Annotated in this window: 15 protein-coding genes; 12 read left to right on the top strand and 3 right to left on the bottom strand. The window is 30.7% G+C overall.

Annotation, left to right across the window (positions count from 1 at the left end; genetic code table 11):
* Positions 1–199 precede the first annotated feature (199 nt).
* Positions 200–3,073 carry an SIR2 family protein gene (locus H0I26_RS11630; protein ID WP_218699021.1) on the top strand — a complete coding sequence of 958 codons (2,874 nt, stop codon included), beginning with the start codon at positions 200–202 and terminating at the stop codon, positions 3,071–3,073.
* A gap of 68 nt (positions 3,074–3,141) precedes the next feature.
* Here H0I26_RS11630 and H0I26_RS11625 read toward each other — a convergent pair whose 3' ends face one another.
* The gene (locus tag H0I26_RS11625; RefSeq protein ID WP_218699019.1) at positions 3,142–4,701 is read right to left on the bottom strand and encodes an IS1182 family transposase; all 1,560 of its coding nucleotides are present in this window, start codon (positions 4,699–4,701) and stop codon (positions 3,142–3,144) included.
* Positions 4,702–4,969: 268 nt separating this feature from the next.
* Here H0I26_RS11625 and H0I26_RS11620 point away from each other — a divergent pair, with 268 nt between their 5' ends.
* A complete protein-coding gene (locus H0I26_RS11620) occupies positions 4,970–5,326 on the top strand; it encodes a hypothetical protein (RefSeq protein ID WP_218699017.1) in 357 nt (118 codons plus the stop codon).
* Positions 5,327–5,338: 12 nt separating this feature from the next.
* Positions 5,339–5,833, top strand: coding sequence for a hypothetical protein (locus H0I26_RS11615; RefSeq protein ID WP_218699015.1), 495 nt, complete (start codon positions 5,339–5,341; stop codon positions 5,831–5,833).
* 49 nt (positions 5,834–5,882) lie between these two features.
* Here H0I26_RS11615 and H0I26_RS11610 read toward each other — a convergent pair whose 3' ends face one another.
* Positions 5,883–6,854: an IS110 family transposase gene (locus H0I26_RS11610; protein WP_218699013.1), complete on the bottom strand. Its 972-nt coding sequence runs from the start codon at positions 6,852–6,854 to the stop codon at positions 5,883–5,885.
* Positions 6,855–7,288: 434 nt separating this feature from the next.
* On the opposite strand from H0I26_RS11610, the gene H0I26_RS11605 reads away from it, so the two are divergent.
* From H0I26_RS11605 to H0I26_RS11580, 6 genes are all read left to right on the top strand, one after another.
* The gene (locus tag H0I26_RS11605; protein ID WP_218699002.1) at positions 7,289–8,014 is read left to right on the top strand and encodes a hypothetical protein; all 726 of its coding nucleotides are present in this window, start codon (positions 7,289–7,291) and stop codon (positions 8,012–8,014) included.
* Between the two features lie 953 nt (positions 8,015–8,967).
* Positions 8,968–9,681, top strand: a complete 714-nt coding sequence (locus H0I26_RS11600) for a hypothetical protein (protein ID WP_218699000.1) — start codon at positions 8,968–8,970, stop codon at positions 9,679–9,681.
* Between the two features lie 384 nt (positions 9,682–10,065).
* Positions 10,066–10,830, top strand: coding sequence for a hypothetical protein (locus H0I26_RS11595; RefSeq protein ID WP_218698998.1), 765 nt, complete (start codon positions 10,066–10,068; stop codon positions 10,828–10,830).
* Between the two features lie 596 nt (positions 10,831–11,426).
* Positions 11,427–12,266 (top strand): hypothetical protein, encoded by an 840-nt coding sequence (locus H0I26_RS11590; RefSeq protein WP_218698996.1) that lies wholly within the window; start codon positions 11,427–11,429, stop codon positions 12,264–12,266.
* A gap of 86 nt (positions 12,267–12,352) precedes the next feature.
* The gene (locus H0I26_RS11585) at positions 12,353–12,916 is read left to right on the top strand and encodes a hypothetical protein (RefSeq protein ID WP_218698995.1); all 564 of its coding nucleotides are present in this window, start codon (positions 12,353–12,355) and stop codon (positions 12,914–12,916) included.
* Positions 12,917–13,862: 946 nt separating this feature from the next.
* Positions 13,863–15,206 carry a hypothetical protein gene (locus tag H0I26_RS11580; RefSeq protein ID WP_218698993.1) on the top strand — a complete coding sequence of 448 codons (1,344 nt, stop codon included), beginning with the start codon at positions 13,863–13,865 and terminating at the stop codon, positions 15,204–15,206.
* Between the two features lie 579 nt (positions 15,207–15,785).
* Here H0I26_RS11580 and H0I26_RS11575 read toward each other — a convergent pair.
* On the bottom strand, positions 15,786–17,156 hold the full coding sequence (locus tag H0I26_RS11575) for a tetratricopeptide repeat protein (RefSeq protein WP_218698992.1): 1,371 nt from the start codon (positions 17,154–17,156) through the stop codon (positions 15,786–15,788).
* A 461-nt stretch (positions 17,157–17,617) separates the two neighbouring features.
* Between H0I26_RS11575 and H0I26_RS11570 the strand changes: the two genes are divergently transcribed.
* The 3 genes from H0I26_RS11570 to H0I26_RS11560 all read left to right on the top strand — a co-directional run bounded on the left by H0I26_RS11570 (position 17,618) and on the right by H0I26_RS11560 (position 20,876).
* Positions 17,618–18,130 carry a hypothetical protein gene (locus H0I26_RS11570; protein WP_218698990.1) on the top strand — a complete coding sequence of 171 codons (513 nt, stop codon included), beginning with the start codon at positions 17,618–17,620 and terminating at the stop codon, positions 18,128–18,130.
* 130 nt (positions 18,131–18,260) lie between these two features.
* A complete protein-coding gene (locus H0I26_RS11565; RefSeq protein ID WP_218698988.1) occupies positions 18,261–19,262 on the top strand; it encodes an ADP-ribosylglycohydrolase family protein in 1,002 nt (333 codons plus the stop codon).
* Between the two features lie 96 nt (positions 19,263–19,358).
* Positions 19,359–20,876, top strand: coding sequence for an SH3 domain-containing protein (locus H0I26_RS11560; RefSeq protein WP_218698986.1), 1,518 nt, complete (start codon positions 19,359–19,361; stop codon positions 20,874–20,876).
* Positions 20,877–20,995 lie beyond the last annotated feature (119 nt).

Here is a 20,995-nt window from a genome sequence, read left to right as displayed (position 1 = left end):
ATTGTAAAACTACTTTATAAATTGTAGCTTCGCTTTTCAAAACCGAAATCAGGAACAAAAAGTGCGGATATCCCGTAATATTGAGTGGATATCCGGAACAAAAGTTTCCATATAACGAGTTAGCACCAATTTAAAAAACACACCTAAATTCATGAATATACCTAACTCATTAATTGAAAAAATAAATAAGAAGCAAATAGTGATTTTTGCAGGAGCAGGTTTATCAATGAATGCGGGTTTGCCTAGTTGGACAGATTTAATAATAAATATTTTAGAAGAAATTAAAGAAAAAGAACCTAAAAGTGATGGATACAAAGATGCTATAAAAGGAGATATTATGACTCCTTTAGATGTTTTAAACAAGATAGAACATCATAAAGAATTCGCTATTGAAGCTTTAAGTAAAAACATAAGGTCTTATGATAATCGAAAACCTACTAAAATCCATGAAAAACTAGGGGATATTTCAACTAAAATAATAACAACGAATTACGATTGTTTATTAGAAAGTCAATTTAAAGAGCATGAAGTTATATCATACTCAAATAAATATAAAGTTGCCAAACTTTCAGAAAACAATAAATATATTTTCAAAATACATGGAGATATACACGAACCTGATAAATGCATACTTTTTCCTTATCAATATGAAGAGCTTTATAACAAAAACGAACAATCCTCAGTATTTGAGTTAAAAAAAATAATTTCTGATAAATCAATTCTGTTTATTGGATTCAGTTTATCTGACCCACATATTAATTTTGTTTTTGATTTTATAGCCAATATTTATAACGGTTTTACACCCGAACATTTTATTATCACCACAGAAAAAGATAAAACTTGGCCAAATAAAATAAATCCAATACATATTAATTCTCATTCAGATACAGAAATTTTACTAGACCAAATTAATAAGGAGATTTTAGTTAAAAGTAAAAAAAATGATGATTTTCAAAAAAAAATAAATACAGAAACAGAAAACATTATTGAAGTTTCGGAATCTCTTGAGTACGATTTACCTCCAAATAATAAGTTTTGGGTTGGAAGAAAAAAAGAAATTGAGAATATTTCAACGGACATATTTAAAGTCATTTTTATTACAGGTATTGGTGGTCAAGGTAAATCCGCGCTTGCTGCACATTATATTAAAAATTGCTTTGATTCAAATTCATTTGAATTTGCTGACTGGAGAGATTTCAAAGAAGAAACAAACAGATTTCAAACAAAGCTAATTTCAACAATCAAGAGGATTTCGGAAAATAACGTTACTGCAAAACAACTTGATAATGTTTCTAACATAGAATTAGTTGATATTTTCTTTCAAAATTTAGCAAACAAAAAAATAGTATTTGTTTTTGATAATATAGATAGTTATATCGATTTGGAAACTTTTAAACCAAGTGGTGGTATAAAATACTTTTTTGAACAAGCTTTGGAAGTTAATCATAGTTCTAAGTTTATTTTCACTTGTCGACCTTTCATAAGAGAAGCTGGACCAAACTTCTATCAACTTACACTTAATGGTTTATCTATAGAGGAAAGTAAAGAAATATTCTCACTTTATAATATACCAATTAAAAAATATCTACTTGATGAATTAAGTCAAAAAGCATATAAACTAACAAATGGTCACCCACTTTGGTTGAATTTAATTGCAGCACAAGCCGTTAGAGGTATAGACACCGTAAATAAATTTATTCAGAGTATTGAAGATAAAACTGATTTTAATGAAGATGGTTTTTCTTCAATATTATCTGAAAAAATATTAAATGAAGTTTGGTATTCTTTAAATGAAAAACAAAGGATACTTATACGTGGAATTGCAGAAACTGTAAAACCCGAAACTGTAACTAATCTAAAAAAAGTTATTGAAACTGAATTGAAAAATAATCAATTTGATAGAGCAATTAAGGTTCTAAAAAATTTAAATTTAATTGTAATTAAATCTTCTACTATAAGTGAAGACCAAATAGAACTTCATCCATTAGTTAAAGAGTTCATATTGTCAAAATTCCCTCAAACCGAAAGAGCAAAGTATATTACTTTATTTGTGCAGTATTATGACAAGTTTATTTACATATTAAAACCAAATCTAAATTCAGAGATGAATTTATCTGCTTTTCAAAACTGGACTTCGAAAATAGAATTACAAATAAATAAAGGTGATTTTAAATCTGCTCTAGTCGCATTAGAGGAAGTCTCTTCTTCGATTTTATCAGCTGGTTTTGCCGAAGAATATTTAAGAGTTTCAGAAAAACTATTTCATACCATTGACTGGGAAAAAGCTATTGAAAATGAATACTCCTATTTTGACAGTCAACTCTCTACTTTAACAACAATCCTCACACAGTTTGGAAAGTATTCTACATCCGAAGAGCTACTAGAACATTATGCTAAATTAATACCTGGAAAAGGTTCTCAGTATTTGTCCTATTGTAGTGAAAAATGCTACTTGTTATGGTTTCAAGAAAAATTTGAAGATGCCATTGAAATTGGGGAATATGGGGAATTCTTAATAACTGAATCTGGAATTGCGGATAATTATTCTCTAAAACATAATCTAGCTCTAGCTCGTAGGGATTCAAAAGAAGAAGTTAACATCAAGAAAGCACTTAATTATTTTCTAAAGGGCGAAAATATTGAAAACATTCTTAATAACGTAAATGAAGACTTGAGTGGTAATTTTTACGGTAATATTGGTAAGTGTCTGGAATTAATGAATGATAAAATAAACGCTCTTACTTGTTATTATATCTCTATAAATATTTTATTCAAAGAAGAAACTAGTCATTCGAAATTAAACATTGGGTATGCTTCTTCTTGGATATTTAATATACTTAAGTCCACTGAAGAAAAATTGAGGTCTTTATACTTTTTAAAACTAAGTATTAATACATGGCTTCATTCTTCTCCTCCAAGAGCAAACAATATGAAAAAAGCTTTTGATAAACTAACAATTGACAAACAAACTAAAACTGAAATAAATAAAATCCCTGATTGGAAAATTATTAATCATTGCAAGGAAATAGCAAAAACTGGTGCTAACAATGGTAACCGTTGCACAACCCCTTAAAAAAGCACAAAAACAGCTTAAAATCTTTGATTTTAAGCTGTTTTTGATTTTAATACGCCATATTTTCTCTAAAATTGAAGTGGCTTAAAACATAGCATTCGAAGGCTTATTAGGTAGTTTTTGGTACTTTTAATAAAAGCAAGTAGTCCTGCTATACTTTCTGGCAGGTTTTTCATATATTTTAAATACTTTTTAAGATTATAGGCTGTTGCGGATAGATGCATACACTTATTAGCTTGTTTAATCCCAAGGGTATTCACTTTTCCCATGCCTAAAAACTGGGTTAGTGTACCAAAAACAGGTTCTACCGTGCTTTGTCTTTTTCCTTTCATATAGCTTCCTTTTTCACTATCAACTCGTGCTATATTCCGCATGTATTCTGCGCGGTAATACGTTACCGAAAATGACTTTTCTTGTGCCGTTTTGCTTAAACAAGCGCTTCGTATTGGGCAATCTATACAAAGTTTTTTTGAACCTCTATAGGCCTTCTTTTTGGTGTTGTTCTTCTTTTCGTAAAATACCTTTTTAAAGGGGATAATCTTCCCTTGAGGGCAGGTGTAATGGTCTTCTTTTTCATTATAAATAAATTCATCTGGTCCTCCTTTAAAGGTGCCGTGTGGGGGAATATAACTGGTAATATCTTGCTTTTCTAAAAAAGCATAATTCTCGCCACTACTGTAACCAGTATCCGCGAGACAGGTATCTATGGTAAGACCAGATTGCCATAAGCGTCTTTTTACTCGCAATACAATATCTGGTAAATGCTGACTGTCTTTGCCATCGGCATGATAGGCCTTGATGTCACTTATTACATGATGTGCGGCATCTACCGTGAGCTGACTTGAATAGTTTAATTTTCTCGCTTTTCCTGGTTTTACACTTATGCGAGCATCGGGATCGGTTGGACTATAATGCGTTTTATTACTAGTATAACGGGAACCTTTATTTCCTGCTCCAGGGCGATGGTTTTGATCTTTTGACCATTTTTTGTTTCGGCTCTTTATCGCTTGTAATTCCTGACGGCTTGCTGATAATTCTTGTTGCGATTTTGGGGCTTTATTAACCTTAGAGCTACGAAAGGGTAACGTTTTATCTCTATTGCTTATATGTCGTACTGCTCGTAAATGAGATTCTAAATCTTCTTCTGGCACTTTAAGTTCTAAGCTATCCATCGAAGCATTTGCTTTTACAGGTGCGGCATCAATAACTTGGGTGTGACCGCTTACCATTTGCATGTCTACGCACATTTTGAAAACATGAGTAAATAGACTTTCAAAAACTGACTCTGGGTACAGTTGACGTGTTCTACTTACCGTGGAATGCCATGGTAATTCTTCATCGATATCATAGCCTAGAAAATAAAGAATATCCAGTCGAAGACTACAATGTAATACCAGTTTTCTATCGCTAGTGATATTCTCTAAATAACCAACTAAACAGAATTTGAAAAACACTACGGGATCTAAACTTTTTTGTCCACAGTTTCCGTAATAGATTTTTGTTTGATTCCGTAGAAACTCTAAGTCTAAAATTTCTGATAATCGTCTATAAAAATTGTCTTGGGGAACCCGACGACTCAACTGGAAATTGTTGAATAATTTCTCTTGATATATTTTTGTGCCTTGCATTACTAAATATACGAAATTTATATATCTTTAACAACACGTTGTGCAACAGGCACAATGGCTATAATTAATACGGGTTTGATGCTTAATCCGTAGTTTAGCGTATTTTTATAGAGTCCGCCAAATCTTTTTGATTTGGCTTTATAAATGAAAAGATAAAACAAAATAAAAAGATTTGGCTAAGTGCTCAATCGAAAGTTCACTGCTTTTAAATCCCGTACTAACCATAGCCTAGACGTTGTAACACATTTGACCAAACTAACAAAAGACTATGAAATTAGATGAATTTATATCGGAAACAGTTAAGTCAGTAATTAAGGGTTTAGACGATTGTAAAGAATTTGCTATCGAACACAATGCCAGAATTAATCCTAGAGTTAGACCGAAAAACACCAATGAAAATTACATATTTTACAACAAGGAAGAAGGAGCTGTAAAAGTCTCTAAAATTGATTTTGATGTTGCAGTAACAGTTACAGAAAAGGAAGAAAACGGGATTAAAGCTGGAATATCAGTTTATGGAATTGGTTTAGGAGCAAAAACTAAAGGAACAGAAGAAAATAAAACAATATCTAGAATAAACTTTAGTGTTGATATTGCTTTACCGAATACGGATTATAATATTTAAAAACATAATACAATGAACCCATTTGTTTTTCTAGGAATATTTGGAAGTATAGCTTCAATAATATCGTTAATTATAAGTTGGAAAATCGAAAAACCAAAGTGGATTCATACGATTTACACATTTGTACTGACAATTTTGATAGGTGTATCTTTTCTTTATTTTCAATCAATAAACGATGAAAATCGAAATCTATCAAAAGAATTAAAAGTAAGAAATTCTATTGAGCACAATGCTTCAAGGATTCTTTCTACATATTCTAATATTAATGATGTAGGACATAATAGAGGTTTTATTTTAACTTCATTTGCTTTTTTAGAAAAGTATCAGAATGAATTTCCAGAAACTTACATAATTGCAAAAAAACTTGTCGTTGATGGATTAAAAATTACCGAAAATAATTACGGAAAAGGAGTGTTTCAAGAATCTGATGAAGAAAATAGATTAAAAGATGGAGCCAAAACAATGTACGCTATGCTAGAAGGTTTAATGAAATCAAATAATGAATAAAAAAACGTATTACAACAAAGTACTGTGTTAAAAAACAAGTAAAATGTCATTAATTTTTCACTAACGTACTTTTATATTCTTTATCAAACATTAACCCTGATTTAGCAATAGCAAATGCCTGTTTTAATAGCTTATTACAAACCGCTATTAAGGCTAATTTTTTACTTTTTCCTTTGGCCACTAATCGCTCATAAATAGCTTTACATGCTTTGTTGTATTTACAAGCGCTAAAACTGCACATAAACAATAAATTTCTAAGTTTTTGATTGCCCATTTTACTAATTCGTGGTCTCCCTTTTACACTACTTCCACTTTGCCTAATCACAGGAGTTAATCCAGCATAACTACACAGTTCACTTGCGCTAGAAAAACGTTCAAATCCACCTGTTAAAACGATTAGCATGATAGCTGTTTTTCTACCAATTCCTGGTATCGTTTTTATACGAGTAAATAAATCTTTATGCGCCTCTTTTACCAAACGCAATAAACGTGCTTCTAAGTTTTCTAGCTCTTTTTCAGTGTGCTTTAAACTACGCTTTAATGATCTTACAACAGCTTTACTAGGTTCTCCCAAAACAGCTTCACCATGTAGTTTGTTTTTTAACATTGTACATTGCTTTGTATACACGGTAAGGATTCTGGTGATTTGAAGACACTCTTGAACTTCCTTAGAGCTACCCTGCCATAACGTTAATTCTACATGTTGCGCATAGTCACAAATTAGTTTAGAGTCGCTTTTGTCTGTCTTGATTTTAGACAGCCTCATCTGGATAAAACGCTTAACTGACAATGGATTTTCTACTGATACTTTATGACCATTTTCAAATAAATAATAAGCCAGCTGATAATGATAATAACCTGTAGCTTCCATTACAGAATGACTATTAATATCTAACAGCTTTACATGCTTTTTAAAGCCTGAAATACTATTTTTAAATTGGTAATAATTCCCTTCGGAATCTGTAACATCAAATACTAAATGACTGATGTCAAGTCCAAAATATTTTATGTCTTTATTCATAACAAAGTGTTTTTTGAAATCAAGGAACGAAGATTCACGATTTCCAATTTATTTAAATATTATAAAATGAGTAAAGGACATACTACGCGAGTTTCAACGACTTAAAATCGAGGTCTAAAAGCCTCACAGAGTTGTACGAAATCTGGGTAGAAAAAGAGAGGGGATTTTCAATGTTGACGAGATCTAAAGTCTCTGCGTGTATAATAACCTTATTCCTCTCTTTTGTGCTTTCTGATCTATGTATAAATTTAATGAATTGTAAACTTAAGCCGTGTATAATTAATTGCTTGGTTCTAGCCTACTTGCGAAAATTCCTGCGGAATATTCTATCTGTGATTTATTTGCTAACTTAGTTCCTTAAATCACGCAACCAATCATACACAATCACGTTGGCGTGCATTATGAAAGACAAACTGTACTAAATTATCATTGCAATGGAAAAAGAAGAAATTGAAATTGATGTGAAAATCGAAGAAAATTTAGAAAGTAATTTAGGAAAACTTCAAATTCTAAATGCAGAAATTGATATTGTACTAAAAGAGATTAAAATCAGGTTAGAAGAAAAGAAAAACATTGAGAGAAAAGACAATAGTTCATCAATTAGAAGATTGAATCTTATAGAAGACCCACTTCAATTGAGAATCAACTTGCTCTGTAAAACTTTTTTATTTGTGTTCAGACAGTTTATTTCAAAATATTTCCGAGCCCTTTATCAAAGTAAAGAGATATTAGGATATGAAAACGTTGGTAGCAAACTACCTGATTTATCAGTGGATGGAGGCGTCAAAAAAAAATTAATAAATCTTCTAAAAGGCACTTATGATTATGATAAAGATATACTTAAGACAATTCAAGAAGGTTCAGATTTTTTAATTATTTCAAGGTTTTTAAGAAATTCAATAAAGAAATATGCAGTTCTAATAACACATATTATTTATGAGGAAAACGGAATTAATTTCAATCTAAACTTTCCTCTCGATAACGAAACAAAGGATGAAACACTATTTTATGTTAAAGAAAAGTTGATTAAAATGGAAGACACTTCGAACTTTACAGTTAAAGTCGGATTTTTTGACAACTGCCAACTTTATGCTAATAACTTGTTTGACATATTAATTAACAAATTGGACGAGAAGAAATATTTTGAGAATAAAAAATAGAGATAATATTATTAAAAAAACGCACGCCAATCGAGTAGACGGCTCCGACTAAGATAGCCGGAGTGTGCCTCTCACACCACCGTACATACGCAACTACGTTAGTCCTTTCGCCTCTATTGCTACCAGCAATAGCACTCAGGAACGTATACGGCGGTTCGTAAATCATCACGCCAAAGGGCTTTTCACCCTTGACACTATCTTCTAATTTAGGCATAGGCTACCACTAGTGCTCCTATGCGAATTTTGAAGAGAATTACGTTCAGTCCTTCCTTACTTGTGAGACCTTCTGAGGTATTGCCTCAACTCGTGTCCTGTAAGTACTATGACCTCTGCTGATTTCTCCATATAGCTAACTCGTAACTTTGGAGATCTCCCCAGGTAATGACATCTTCTTTCACTCAATCACTGCCGTATCTACATAATTACCCTTTTGGTAATCATTGGGCGTTACAATGCTATGCTTGCTTACCCGAATAACTATGCCACTGTATACGATTTATGTTTAGTTTATGCTGAGCGCATCCGAAGTATCAGTACCGGGTTTTGTAGTGGTATTTGCTCATTAAGCAATCACAAATAGCCTACAGATAAAACCTCACGGTTTTCACCCTTGCGACTTACTACTACTTCAATAAGCCTGTCCTGAGCGTAGCCGAAGGGTTACTCCTGCGCATAAGGGACTTGCACCCTCTAGATTAATTATTTACCTTTAGGTAAATTAAAAGATGCCCATGCTGGGCACACACACTATATAAAAAACATAGGGCATTTGTGTTTAATCGGAAGGTGGTGCTTCTTTTCGAGGTCGCCAACTATAAAATTTGGCATTTATAAAGAAAAAGATAAAAGCAAAATATTTATATTTGGCTAAGTATCAAATCGAAACGTATCGCGTACCACCTGCTCTACATTTCTTATACTAACCGTTATATGCAATTACAGAAAAAAGAAGAATGATACCAAGTTTTAGAAATTTAAAAGGTGCATCAAGTGTTTATTTAGAAAATTCATTTAAAGTTCTTAATGAAGCTTTAGAAAATGAAAGTATAGATAGAACTGTTTACGACAATCTTGAATATTCGGAAGAAGATTTAGAATTAATGAGTATTTATAAGGAAACAGAGAAAAAACCAATTGAACATTTAAGAAATGGCTATTCAAATATCACAAATGTTACTTTTATCAAGATTAAAGAAAGGAGAGCTTTAGCAATGATTAATAAAGAATCTCTTGATTTAAAATTTCCTTTAAAACACAATATGAATGATATGAAAACTCTTCTTCATATTACTAATTTTGCTTTATTCTTCGAAACCATAATAAATAGACATTTACTTTTTCTAAAAACAACTAATAAAATTGATTCCTTTGAATACAAACATATAGAAAAATCATCTGTTATAAACAAAATTTTATTTATCACAAAAGGACAAAACTTATCATTGAATTTTATTGCAAAATTATTCACTTTGAGAAATTTTGCGGTGCACTATACAGCAGATAATGCAAATAATTTTGGAGTTACCATTGAAATTTTAAAATCCATATGGCAACAAGTAAGAACAGTTTTGATAACATTAGAAAAAAAAGAACAGTTTCTTGAGGAAAAAGGATCTGAAATGATTCAAGTTTACATGGAAGATTTTAACGAAAGATGGAATCAATAATGATTAAAAAACTGCATATAACACGTGTATAAAACATAGCTGGTAAGTGCTAAATCAAAGGATAGTGCTTATTTACAAAGTTCCGCCAAATTTTTAATTTGGCTTTTACAATAGAAAAGATAAAAGCAAAATATGTAAATTTGGCTTAGTGAGTATTCGAAAGACAGTGCTTATCGTCTGCCCTACGTTCCTTACACCAAACGTTAGCACATTGGGTACAGCAATGAAAAAATCAATCTCAATGATAAAAATGAACTTGAAACTATTACTATCTCCCATAATACTATGAAATATATTTGTATTATGAACGGTAACTTACAGATTAAGTTATGAATTAACGGATAATTACTTTTGCAAATCTACATATCAAAATTTTACTTTTATATGAAAAAAATAAAACCAATATACCTTGTAATCATTAGCCTTTGCTCTGGTCTATTAATTGGATATACATTTGTTCGCTCTCACTTTAAAAATGAAAGCACAACGTTCAAGCATCGAGCCAAATTTCAACAATTGGTAACCAACAATATTATTAAAATTCATGATAATGTTACACTCTCTGAAAATGAAATATATAACCAACCTTACTTACGAGCTTTAGCAACTCAAGATTTAATTGAATTAAATCAAGCTTTACCAGAAAAAGACACAAGCGACTATATATCTGCATTACGTCATATTATTCATGATTATGTGAAGCTTATGGAGTTAAAACAAGAAAACAATCGAATAAAAAAACTATTGGAATTTTACGAAAATGAGTATGTACCGTGTCGACAAACGAACATAAATTTGGGTTTTATGATGAAGAAAAAAAAACAACATCCAAAAACCCTGACTTATAATGAATTAAAAAAATATAACATACCACTAGATGAATCATTCAAAGATGGATATTATAATTTGTCGAGTTCTATTTATAATAATACTCAGTTGGTAATTATACAGACTAAACACACAAACCATCTGTACGGATATATAGTATCTAAAAACTTAGAAAAGCCAATTAAGGTATATCATTCAAACATAAAAGGACATGCTTGTAATAGGGTTTATTCACAGCTATACAATAACGGCGCATTGGAAGTTACAGAACATAATTGTGAAAATTCTGAAACAATTATTAGTCATCACATTTTAAAATAAATTCATTTAGTTAAATGGGATTTCTGTAAATTATTTGCATCAAAAATAACTCAAAATAAAAATACTAAGCTTACCAATACTTGTTAAAAAAGTGAAGCTAACATCATACTATTTTAAGATGGGATACTTTTAACTATATAAAATCTATTTAAGTCAATAATAGTTTTTTCAAACATCTCCCTAAAAAATTCGCAAACTAAAACAAGTTAGGTTTAACTTTTCGAATGTTAATTTTATTGAGAATATAGAAAATTGAACAATTATATTTTGGGAAAGCTTGCATAATGATGATAAGAAACGTAGGCTAAAACGGTATAAAAAACATAGGGCGTTTCTGCTACCCCGAAAGGCCTGTAAACATTAACAAAGTCCGCTAAATATAAAATTTGGAGTTTATAGAAGAAAAGATAAAAGCAAAATATTTATATTTAGCTAAGTAATAAACCGAAACGATAGTGCTTATCACCTGCCCTACGATTTATTATACGTCACCGCTGGCAGTAATTATCTCATATTAAAACTAATTAACTACTCAAACTCTCGTAAAGGATTTTAAGTAAATCTAACGTTAGTCTAGATACTAAAACAAAATTTAAATGACAAAAAGAGTATTTTTTACTTTTATAACTTTAATTATATTTTCATGTAATTCAGATGAATATAAATTAAAAATAAAGCAATTAGAACAAAATGTTTCAAAAAAAGAAAAAGAAATTAAATCTCTAAAAAAATCAAATAATGTCTTATCCTCAGTTGAAGAAAGTCTTAGAATTAAAATAGCAAATAATCTCGTAAAAAAAGAAGAATTATCATTTTTAATAAAACCCAATTCGTGGCTCAGTATAAATAATAAAAAAATGCTCGAATTTTTCCTAGAGACAACTAATTTTAAAAAAAATGATGTAGAAAGCGCCATTAAAAATAGTTGGATGATTCATCCAGGATATGGTGATAAATATCCTTTTGCAAATGAAGAATTCTTTGCTAATCATATGATTTCTAAAATTGATAGAAGTTCTGAATCTCTAGAAAAAATCATTACTCCAGAAATAAAAAAACTCATATATACTGTTTTTAAACAAAATAACCTGTATAAAGACTGTGGAGCTTATTCAATGGTAAAATCATCGTTATTAGCATATGAAAGCTTCAAAGATAGTAAAGATGTTCTATCTCAAATTTATCAAATAGCATCTGAATCAGATATAAACCATAAAACTATTAAATCTATTATTTCATCATTAGTAACTAATGAAATATTAGATACTTTAAATGATCTAAATTATAGTAATTACCCTAAAAAATATTCAACGGAAGAAAGTAGGCTTATTACTATCTATACATTTTGGGCTAGAAGATATAATGAGAATAATTTAGAATTCACCCACACCATATTACAAGAGCTGCATCAAAATATAACCAATGAAGAATTTTGATTAACTCTGATTATATTATTGTAGTTTAGCTTTTAATAATACAGCTATATTAGTTGTTATATAACCAGTTGCAGCAAATACGAAAAATGAACAGTACATATCATAATATTATAGCATTTGGAATTTTAATTTTGTCTTTTACGACCTGTAAAGCACAAACAGATGAAAGTCCTAATCCGAAAATAAACTCTGAAAATTATTACGAACATTATCACTCTGGCGGAACAACAAAAACAACAACGAATTGGATACGAAGACACGAAGCTGTTCCCATTATTATTGACGAATTAGAAAAACTCGGATTTGAAACAAAACAATATATATTATTCGAATTGGAAAACGAAGAAGAAATAATACTTGATGTTTATAATCGTGAAAAGAACTTTGGTGTAGTTTTCAACACCGGGCACTTTGCTTTTCCGAATAAAAGTCAAAGAAATAGTCGGATTTATAATCAAGACAAGTTCAAAATATCAGGAAGTTTAGGACGGAGAAAAGTTTATGAAGAATTACCAAAAAACATTATTGCTCTTCAAGAAACTTGGTACTGGTATCAAACTCAAAGTAGTCCGAATGACAAACTGCTGAATAAGAAAACGGCTGAAAATATTTTACGAGAAGACGTCAGAAAACAATTAGCTGAATTATAAAACTGAAAAAGTACTTGCTACAATCGAATAGACGGCTCCGACTAAAATAGTAAGAGTGCGCCTCTCACAACACCGTACGTGCGCAACTACGTTAGTCCTTTCGTCTCTATTATTACTAACAATAGCACTAAGGAACGTATACGACAATTCGTAAATCATCACGCCAAAGGGCTTTTCACCCTTGACACTATCTTCTAATTTAGGCATAGGCTACCACTAGTGCTCCTATGCGAATTTTGACGAGAATTACGCTCCCTCCTTCCTTACTTGTGAGACCTTCTGAGGTATTGCCAACTCGTGTCCTGTAAGTACTATGACCTCTGCTGATTCCTCCAAATAGCTAACTCGTAACTTTGGAAATCTCCCCAGGTAATAGCATCATCTTTCACTCAATCACTGCCGTATCTACATAATTACCCTTTTGGTAATCGTTGGGCGTTACAATGCTATCCTTGCTTACCCGAATAACTATGCCTCTGTATACGATTTCTGTTTAGTTTATGCTGAGCGCAGCCGAAGTATCAGTACCGCCTTTTGTAGTAGTATTTGCTCTTTAATCAATCACAAATAGCCTTCAGATAAAACCTCACGGTTTTCACCCTTGCGACTTACTACTACTTCAATAAGCCTGTCCTGAGCGTAGCCGAAGGGTTACTCATGCGCATACAGGGACTTGCACCCTCTACATTAATTATTTATCTTTCCATAAATAAAAAATGCCCATGCTGGGCACACATAAGGTGTAAAAAACATAGACCGTTTGTGCTAAGCTGAAAGTTTTGAAGATATTAATGAAGACCGCTAAATATATAATTTGGCATTTAAGAGAAAAAATAAAAGCAAAATATTTATATTTAGCTAAGTAATAAACCGAAACGATAATGCTTATCACCTGCCCTACGTTTCTTATACTAACCTTTGTAGATAATTCAAAAAACAGACATTTATGAGAAAAATATTATTCGGATTAATATTAATAATTCTATCAGGTTGCAAAAACAAAAGCGAAAACTTTGAATGGAATTTTAATAATAACAAGAATTACACATACTCTTTTTCTCAAAAAACTACAAGTGAGAATAAAATGTCAAAACAAGAAAAGAGTGATAATTCATATATTTCTGGTAAAGGGCAAATAATTATTACAAGTAAATCAGAAAATTTAGCTGATTTGAGTTTGATTGACCTCAAAGTAAAAATGCAAAATAATTTCACTAAAGACACTATTTCTCAAAATCAACCAGATATTATAATTCAAGACTTAAAGTCAGATGGAACTCTAATTTCTTTTAAAACAAATGACTTTATAAGATTACTATTTCCTTTACCTAATAAAAATTTACGTGAAGGAGAAAAATGTGACATACCAATGCATTCACCTTATAATATAAATGGTTCGATAATAAATTCAAAAGGTTTCAATTCACTTAAACTTTTAAATTATGAAGTTATCAATGGGCATAGATGTGCCGTTCTTGTTGGAGATATTGATATTTCTAAATTAGATTTACCTGAAAACCTTGAAGGGAATTATGAATTTTCACAAATTGGTAAAGGAACTTATTATTTCGATATTGAAAATGGATATTATATAAAATCTAAAATAAAAATTACTGTAACTAGTCTAGCTGATAATGAAGATTTATATATGAGTACGAAAAGCACGAATGAATATGAAATTAATTTAATTGACGTTACTGAAAACGGACAAAATAAAAGTGAGAAGACACAAACGAGTATAGTAAATTCAAACAAGAACACACCTATTGATATTGCAAAGTCTGTTATTGAATTTTTACAAAAAAAAGATACCACAAAATATCTAAATATTGCTATTCCCTTAAAACAACAAAAGAAGCTTTTTGCCGAAAATATAAAATTTAACCCTCAAGAAAATGATACAATGGCTGTATATCGAAATCTTAAGAAAAAATATGAGGATAGAACAGATAACTTTTTAGTTAGAGCTGGATATATTTTAGACATAATGAAAAATGATAAAGGGTTCAATATAGAAAACGCAACAATAGATTCAATATATTACAAGTTAGAAAAGATAAAAAAATATGGAAGTTTTGGTAAAACTCTAATTGGAAATTGGGCTGATTTAACTGTCGAAATGGACTACAACAATGAAAAGTATTATTTCGAAATACCACAAATTGTCAAAGTCGATAACGAATGGTTCTTATACTATCCCGAATACTATTTGAGAGATCAAAAAGAAAAAGACTTTGTAGAAAGGAGAGTAAAAGAATTAAAAGAGCAATCGGAGGAATTTTGGAAATAAGCACTACTTACAACAACGGTAACCCTTGCACAACCCCTTAATATTTTAATCGATTGAGTAAATTAAGCCTTTTTAAGAGGCTTATTTTTTTATTACTTATTAAGATTTACCTTAATTTTGATACGTTTAAATAGAAGTTTATAACCTTGTAAAGTACTATTATTTCAAAAAGCAAAACTATAAGTGCTATTGCTTAATATTTTGTTCGTTTTTGTACAAACTTTAGTAAGATTAACAGGAAAAGAGTATTCCTTTAACGTTTGGACAAATTAAAAACGATTTTCATAAAATAAAGTGGACGATAAATATTGGAAACGTAAATAGTCTTTTAAATAATATCATAAAAAGCAAAGCTAAATCACTTAAAAACACCTGTGGAAGTTCACATACGATAAGCTATGTAATCATAAATATAAATACGAAAAAGGGTGATAGAAAAAGCCTTTGCTAAAAACAAAGGCTTTTTCTAAATCCTCTTACGACCTAGTTAATTACATTATTTTAATAACATCCAAATCTCACTAATTAAAACAAATTGTTTCAAAAAGACTCAAATTGATGGATTAATACCGCATAATATTATGATTTATGTTCATAAAAATAACGAACAGAATGATCATGCTCTTGTAGATTAACAAAGACATTTTTCTTTAATTCGGTTGTCTGAGCTAATTTTTCAATAATTGCTTTAGATAATCTAATAAATGCAAATTCGTCTGGTATAAGTACATCATCTTGGAAAAAATAAGATCCAATCGTATGTTCGGTTTCGGGATGATACGTTTTAAAAAGCTTACGTGCGGTCGCTTTATTTGAATACCCGTGCGCAGTTACCTGAATTTGATAGCCTGATGCTTCATCATCATTATTAAATTCAATACTAACGCCCCCTACTAGCTTCTCATTTGTTTGATTAGCAAACACACCCGCTATAAAACGATCCATTTCTGTTAACCATTCTATCTCAGTAGTACTTATATTCGTCCCATTTATAAGCGCCATTTCAGCTTTCCTAATCATTCCACTCATTCTATCAAAGTCAGGATCTCCACCCATCATTTCCTTATTTGTATCAAAGCAAAGACGTGCAGTATCTACCTGATCTAATCGTATATATAACTGGATTAAAGCAACAATTAAAAACTCTTGAGTATTATACTCAATAGCTTTTAGCAACATTGGTAAAGCCATTTTATCCTTTTTTAACGACAACGCCTTCATGGCAATATCACTAAATAAAAGTTTATGCTTTTCTGCTAATACAATAGCATCTTCAAATGCTTCTAATGCAATTAATGCTTTACAGATCGTAACCTCCGCATTTTCTTTTTCGGCCTCATCGTCTGCAACCAATAGTAACCATTTTTTAGCAGCTTCTAATACTGCTTTAGGTTTAAAGTCGATAAATTTAATGGCTATATTTTTAAGAGGACGTGGATTTTTAGGAGCCGCTTTATGAGCCTTTGAAAACGCATCCAAAGCGTCCTTCTTTTTTCCCAAAATATAACATACTTGACCAAAATTGAAATATGTACCATACGTTTGCATCTTTTCAACACGCACAACCGCTTTGTATATTTGATAAGCTGTTTCAGATTGCTTTAAATGAAAATGATAAATAACGGCCTTTTGTTCTAGTGCATACGTATACTCGTTATTTATTTGTAAAGCCAAATCGCAAGCCGCAATAGCTTCTTCAAATCGTTTCAACTCTATTAACGCACTTGCCATACGGTAAGGAAAAACAGGTCTTGAAGGTGCTAACTCATACCCTTTTTTATAACTTTCAAAAGATTTTTCATGCGCCTTAGCATTACGAGCACATAACCCTAAATCTTTAAAAAGATCTGCGTTATTGGGATCATCTATAGCTGCCTTTTCATAATAAGTGATTGCTTTTTTCCAATCTCCTTCACTTTTATAGTGTATTGCCCGTTCTATATTTTTCATTTCTGACACTTTAAATTATACCATTATTCTATAAAACTTATGCTGATATAAACGTTTTTTGCATATCCAAAAGGGACTATTTATAGAGAATTCAAAACTATTAAAAAGTAGCATAATATTCTAAGATAAAATCTTCTTTTAAGAACACTAAAGCGTTTTAGTTATACTGTGTTTTACGATCTTATTTTTCTAAAATAAAATTTATGCTTTTTCATTTAAATTACAATTCAAACTGCTAAAAGCTGTAATAGAAATGCTATGTGACAAACATAAAAGTTATAACGCTCGCCTTTTTGGTACTTAATCCAAAGTTGACTACTTTTAGTTTCTGTATAAATCATAATCAAAAGATTGGAATATACTTGACCAAACAAAAGTAAAAATGAACCTTTCAGGCTATTATTACAAAAAAGGACATAGCTAATTATAAAAGTTAAAAACAACTATTAACACGCCGTTTAATGCATTCTAATTCTTTTATAAAAACGATACTATTACTCTTATTTTTTATTGGATCACACCCTAGTTTTTCTCAAACAAAAGACACCTTAATTGTTTTCCAAAATGATCCATTGGTTTTTGAAAAGTTAGAATTAATGAGCCATAGACCTTGTAGTAAACCAAGATTAGAAATTCATTATAAATTAATAAAACCTAAAAACAATACATATTATTTTATTTATAATGATAAAAATCAACTTGTAAAAGAAGGTACATATACAGCAAAGTATAGCCATGAAGGTATAGATTATAACGGTGCTTTTTATGATATTAACTATTACTTTTATAGAAAAAATGGCAACTTAAAAACGGTACATACTCAAAAAAATGGCAGAAATAGTACAACGGAATTTTATGGTCGAAATAATAGATTAAAAATGATAAGCTATTTTGATGAAAAATCTGGAAACCTAGTCAAAGATGTCATTTATAAAAAAAATAAGGTAACAGAGCAGATAGAATACGATAATTAAAATAGAATGTTCTAATTTTACATAAAATAATAGATTGTAATGCTTAAAATGTTTGCAAAAATTAGAAGCACAAAAAAACACACAGCTATCTTACCAACTACAACAAACAAGCTTACACACTATTTAAACTATGGACATTGAATCACTTTTATTAGGCACTGCAATAGGTGATGCGTTTGGTGCTGGTGTAGAATTTCAGGACAGAGATTGGATATCTAAAAATGTTAATTTTAAAGCATTTGTAAATGTCCGAAATAAGATTAAAGTACCAAGTGACAAACTAAAACTATTCACAGAAAACTACACGGCTTGGGATTATACTGATGACACAGAAATGACCATCGGAGTTATACATGCCCTACTCTCTTCTGAACCATTTACAGAAGCACTTCTTGTTAAAAAATGGCAAGAAGAATATGACAAAGGAATACAATTAAAAGGATTTGGAAGAAATGGACATGGGTCCATGAGATGGTACTATTCTAAAGAAAAAACTATTGGAGAAGTACGAGACTTTCAACGACACAGAAAAAATCCGGGTAATGCACCTGCTATGCGTGCTGTTCCGCTTGGACTAATAAATGAACAATTAATTAATCACTATTCAGAAATTAATGCAAACGCAACACACCCAAATGAAAATGCCATAATTTCTAGTCAATGTATTTCTCATGCAGCCCATTATCTTTTAATAAAAAATAATGATCCTAAAAAAATAATAGACTATTGTTTGGAAAAAGTAAAAGTAAATAGTGAGTATTCCGAGTATTTAAATGCGGTTAACCTTATTGATATTGAAAAACCATTAACTGAAAACGACTACTCCATACTTTGTGGAGCGCAACCCATTACAGCACCCTATTTTTTACCTGGAATTAAAGGCGTCCCTTCGGACTCTAAATTTACTGCGGGCTGCGTATTATATGTCTTAAAAATAAGCAAATCCCCTTTTGAAGCTTTAAAACACTCTATTAATTTAGGAGGTGACGTAGACTCAATAGCATCCATTACAACTGGTATTCTAGGGGGTAAAATGGGACTTTCAAGTATTCCTCAATTTATGTTAGACAATGTAGAAGGGGTTACTTATTTGAAAACAATAGCGAAACAATTCAAAAAAATAATCAGTTAATTCACTCTAAAATAAATAACAACAAGAATGATTTATTATAAAATGTAGTATTATTACGTCTTCAATACAACATCATTACGTCTATATTCTAAAATAATGAATCTAATCAAACCTGACACATCTCTTTATTTACTATTAATTACCTTACTATTTACAGCTTGTAAAAATGGTAAAACATCCCCAAATGCAAGTGATTCTATAAAACAGCAACGTGTGTCCATTTCTTATCACTTAAAAACAGGTGATGACCATTGCAGTAATCAATTAATAGCGACAGTAGATGATAAAGAACATATTATTATTGATTTTGACGAACATCTTTTTTTGTACATTCAACTACAAGGTGATTTTAATAATGATGGTGCTACAGACGTATTATTAGAACATCGTCACGGTTGTCACACAAGTGTTACAGGCACAAGTTATGTGAGTTCTGAAGGAAGTTCTTATTTTATAATGACGTACGACGGAACACGTTTTAGAAGTACTAAAGAAATAGGAATCGCATGGAATGGGATTGAAATGAAGATGAAAGATGGAACACTTCATTTTTCAATTGCAACGTCTCTAAATCCCTCTTACAGCATTAAAAAAGAATTATCATGTACTGACAAGGAAGCCGTTTATGTATTAGAAGGTTACGATCTCAAACAAACTTCAAAAACAGAAAACAAAAAAATCGAGGCTATTAAAGAAGTTAACTCTACTGCTCTGATCAATAACACATCAGTTGTAAATAGTGAAAAATATCTTGGTTTTGATATTAACGGCGATGGAACAAAAGATTTATTAACAATGACTTACGACAAAACTGTAAATGGCTTTTCTGAATTAAAAATACGCCTGACGAACAAAATAAATATTGAAACCATTGAAACTTTTAAGAGAAGTGTTAATCGCGTTGGTATACTAGAAAGCAAAACAAATGGTATGCACGATCTTGTTATAGATTGCAATTCCCTTTTTAAATGGAATGGAGAAACCTATAGTCCCAACCATAAGATTTTAGAAACTAAAAAATATAGAGTATTTGCTAAAAATGGTTTGATTATTAGAGATAGCCCTGAAGGCAATCCAATTGGCAAATTTGACTATGGTGATGTCATTGAAATAATCGAAAAAATGGCTATTGAAATGGACTACGAAGAAGAAGAATATGTAACAATTGAAGGCTATTGGTATAAAACCTCTTTTTTAGATAAAACAAGTAATACCAAACAACAAGGTTATGTTTTTAGTGGTTATTTAGCTAATCTTGACAAATGCACACTATTTAGTACTTGGGATGAAATGAGTATTTCAAACAAAGGAATTACATACAGTTTACATGCGCAATGCTATTATGTGTATCCTGTCAAAATTATTAATGAGAATGAAGTAGAACTTATTTGGTCACAAGACATGGACTGCGTTTTTGATAGTGGTCTTGCTGATACTTACACCTCTATAAAAAATCCTGAAAACGGAAAACCCTTTGCTAAATTCACATTACACGGAGAGACTTTAAAAGCAACGTATTATTATCCGGAATGGGTACAAAAATATAATGAGAACTATCCTGCCATTTTTAAGGAAACCTTCTCATTAAATTATCCGTCTCTTATAGATTATTAAGTATGTCTTTAAAAAAATAACCGCCTGTAATAAACCTACCACATACAGTCTTTAAATTAATTAGCAAGTAACCTTTTATTAAAGTCTTATCTTTGCTTTTATAATAGTTGGAAGTCTCT

Origin of the sequence: Olleya sp. HaHaR_3_96, from assembly GCF_019278545.1 — a bacterium.
Classification (GTDB): domain Bacteria; phylum Bacteroidota; class Bacteroidia; order Flavobacteriales; family Flavobacteriaceae; genus Olleya.
This window is presented reverse-complemented; position numbering and strand designations above follow the sequence as displayed.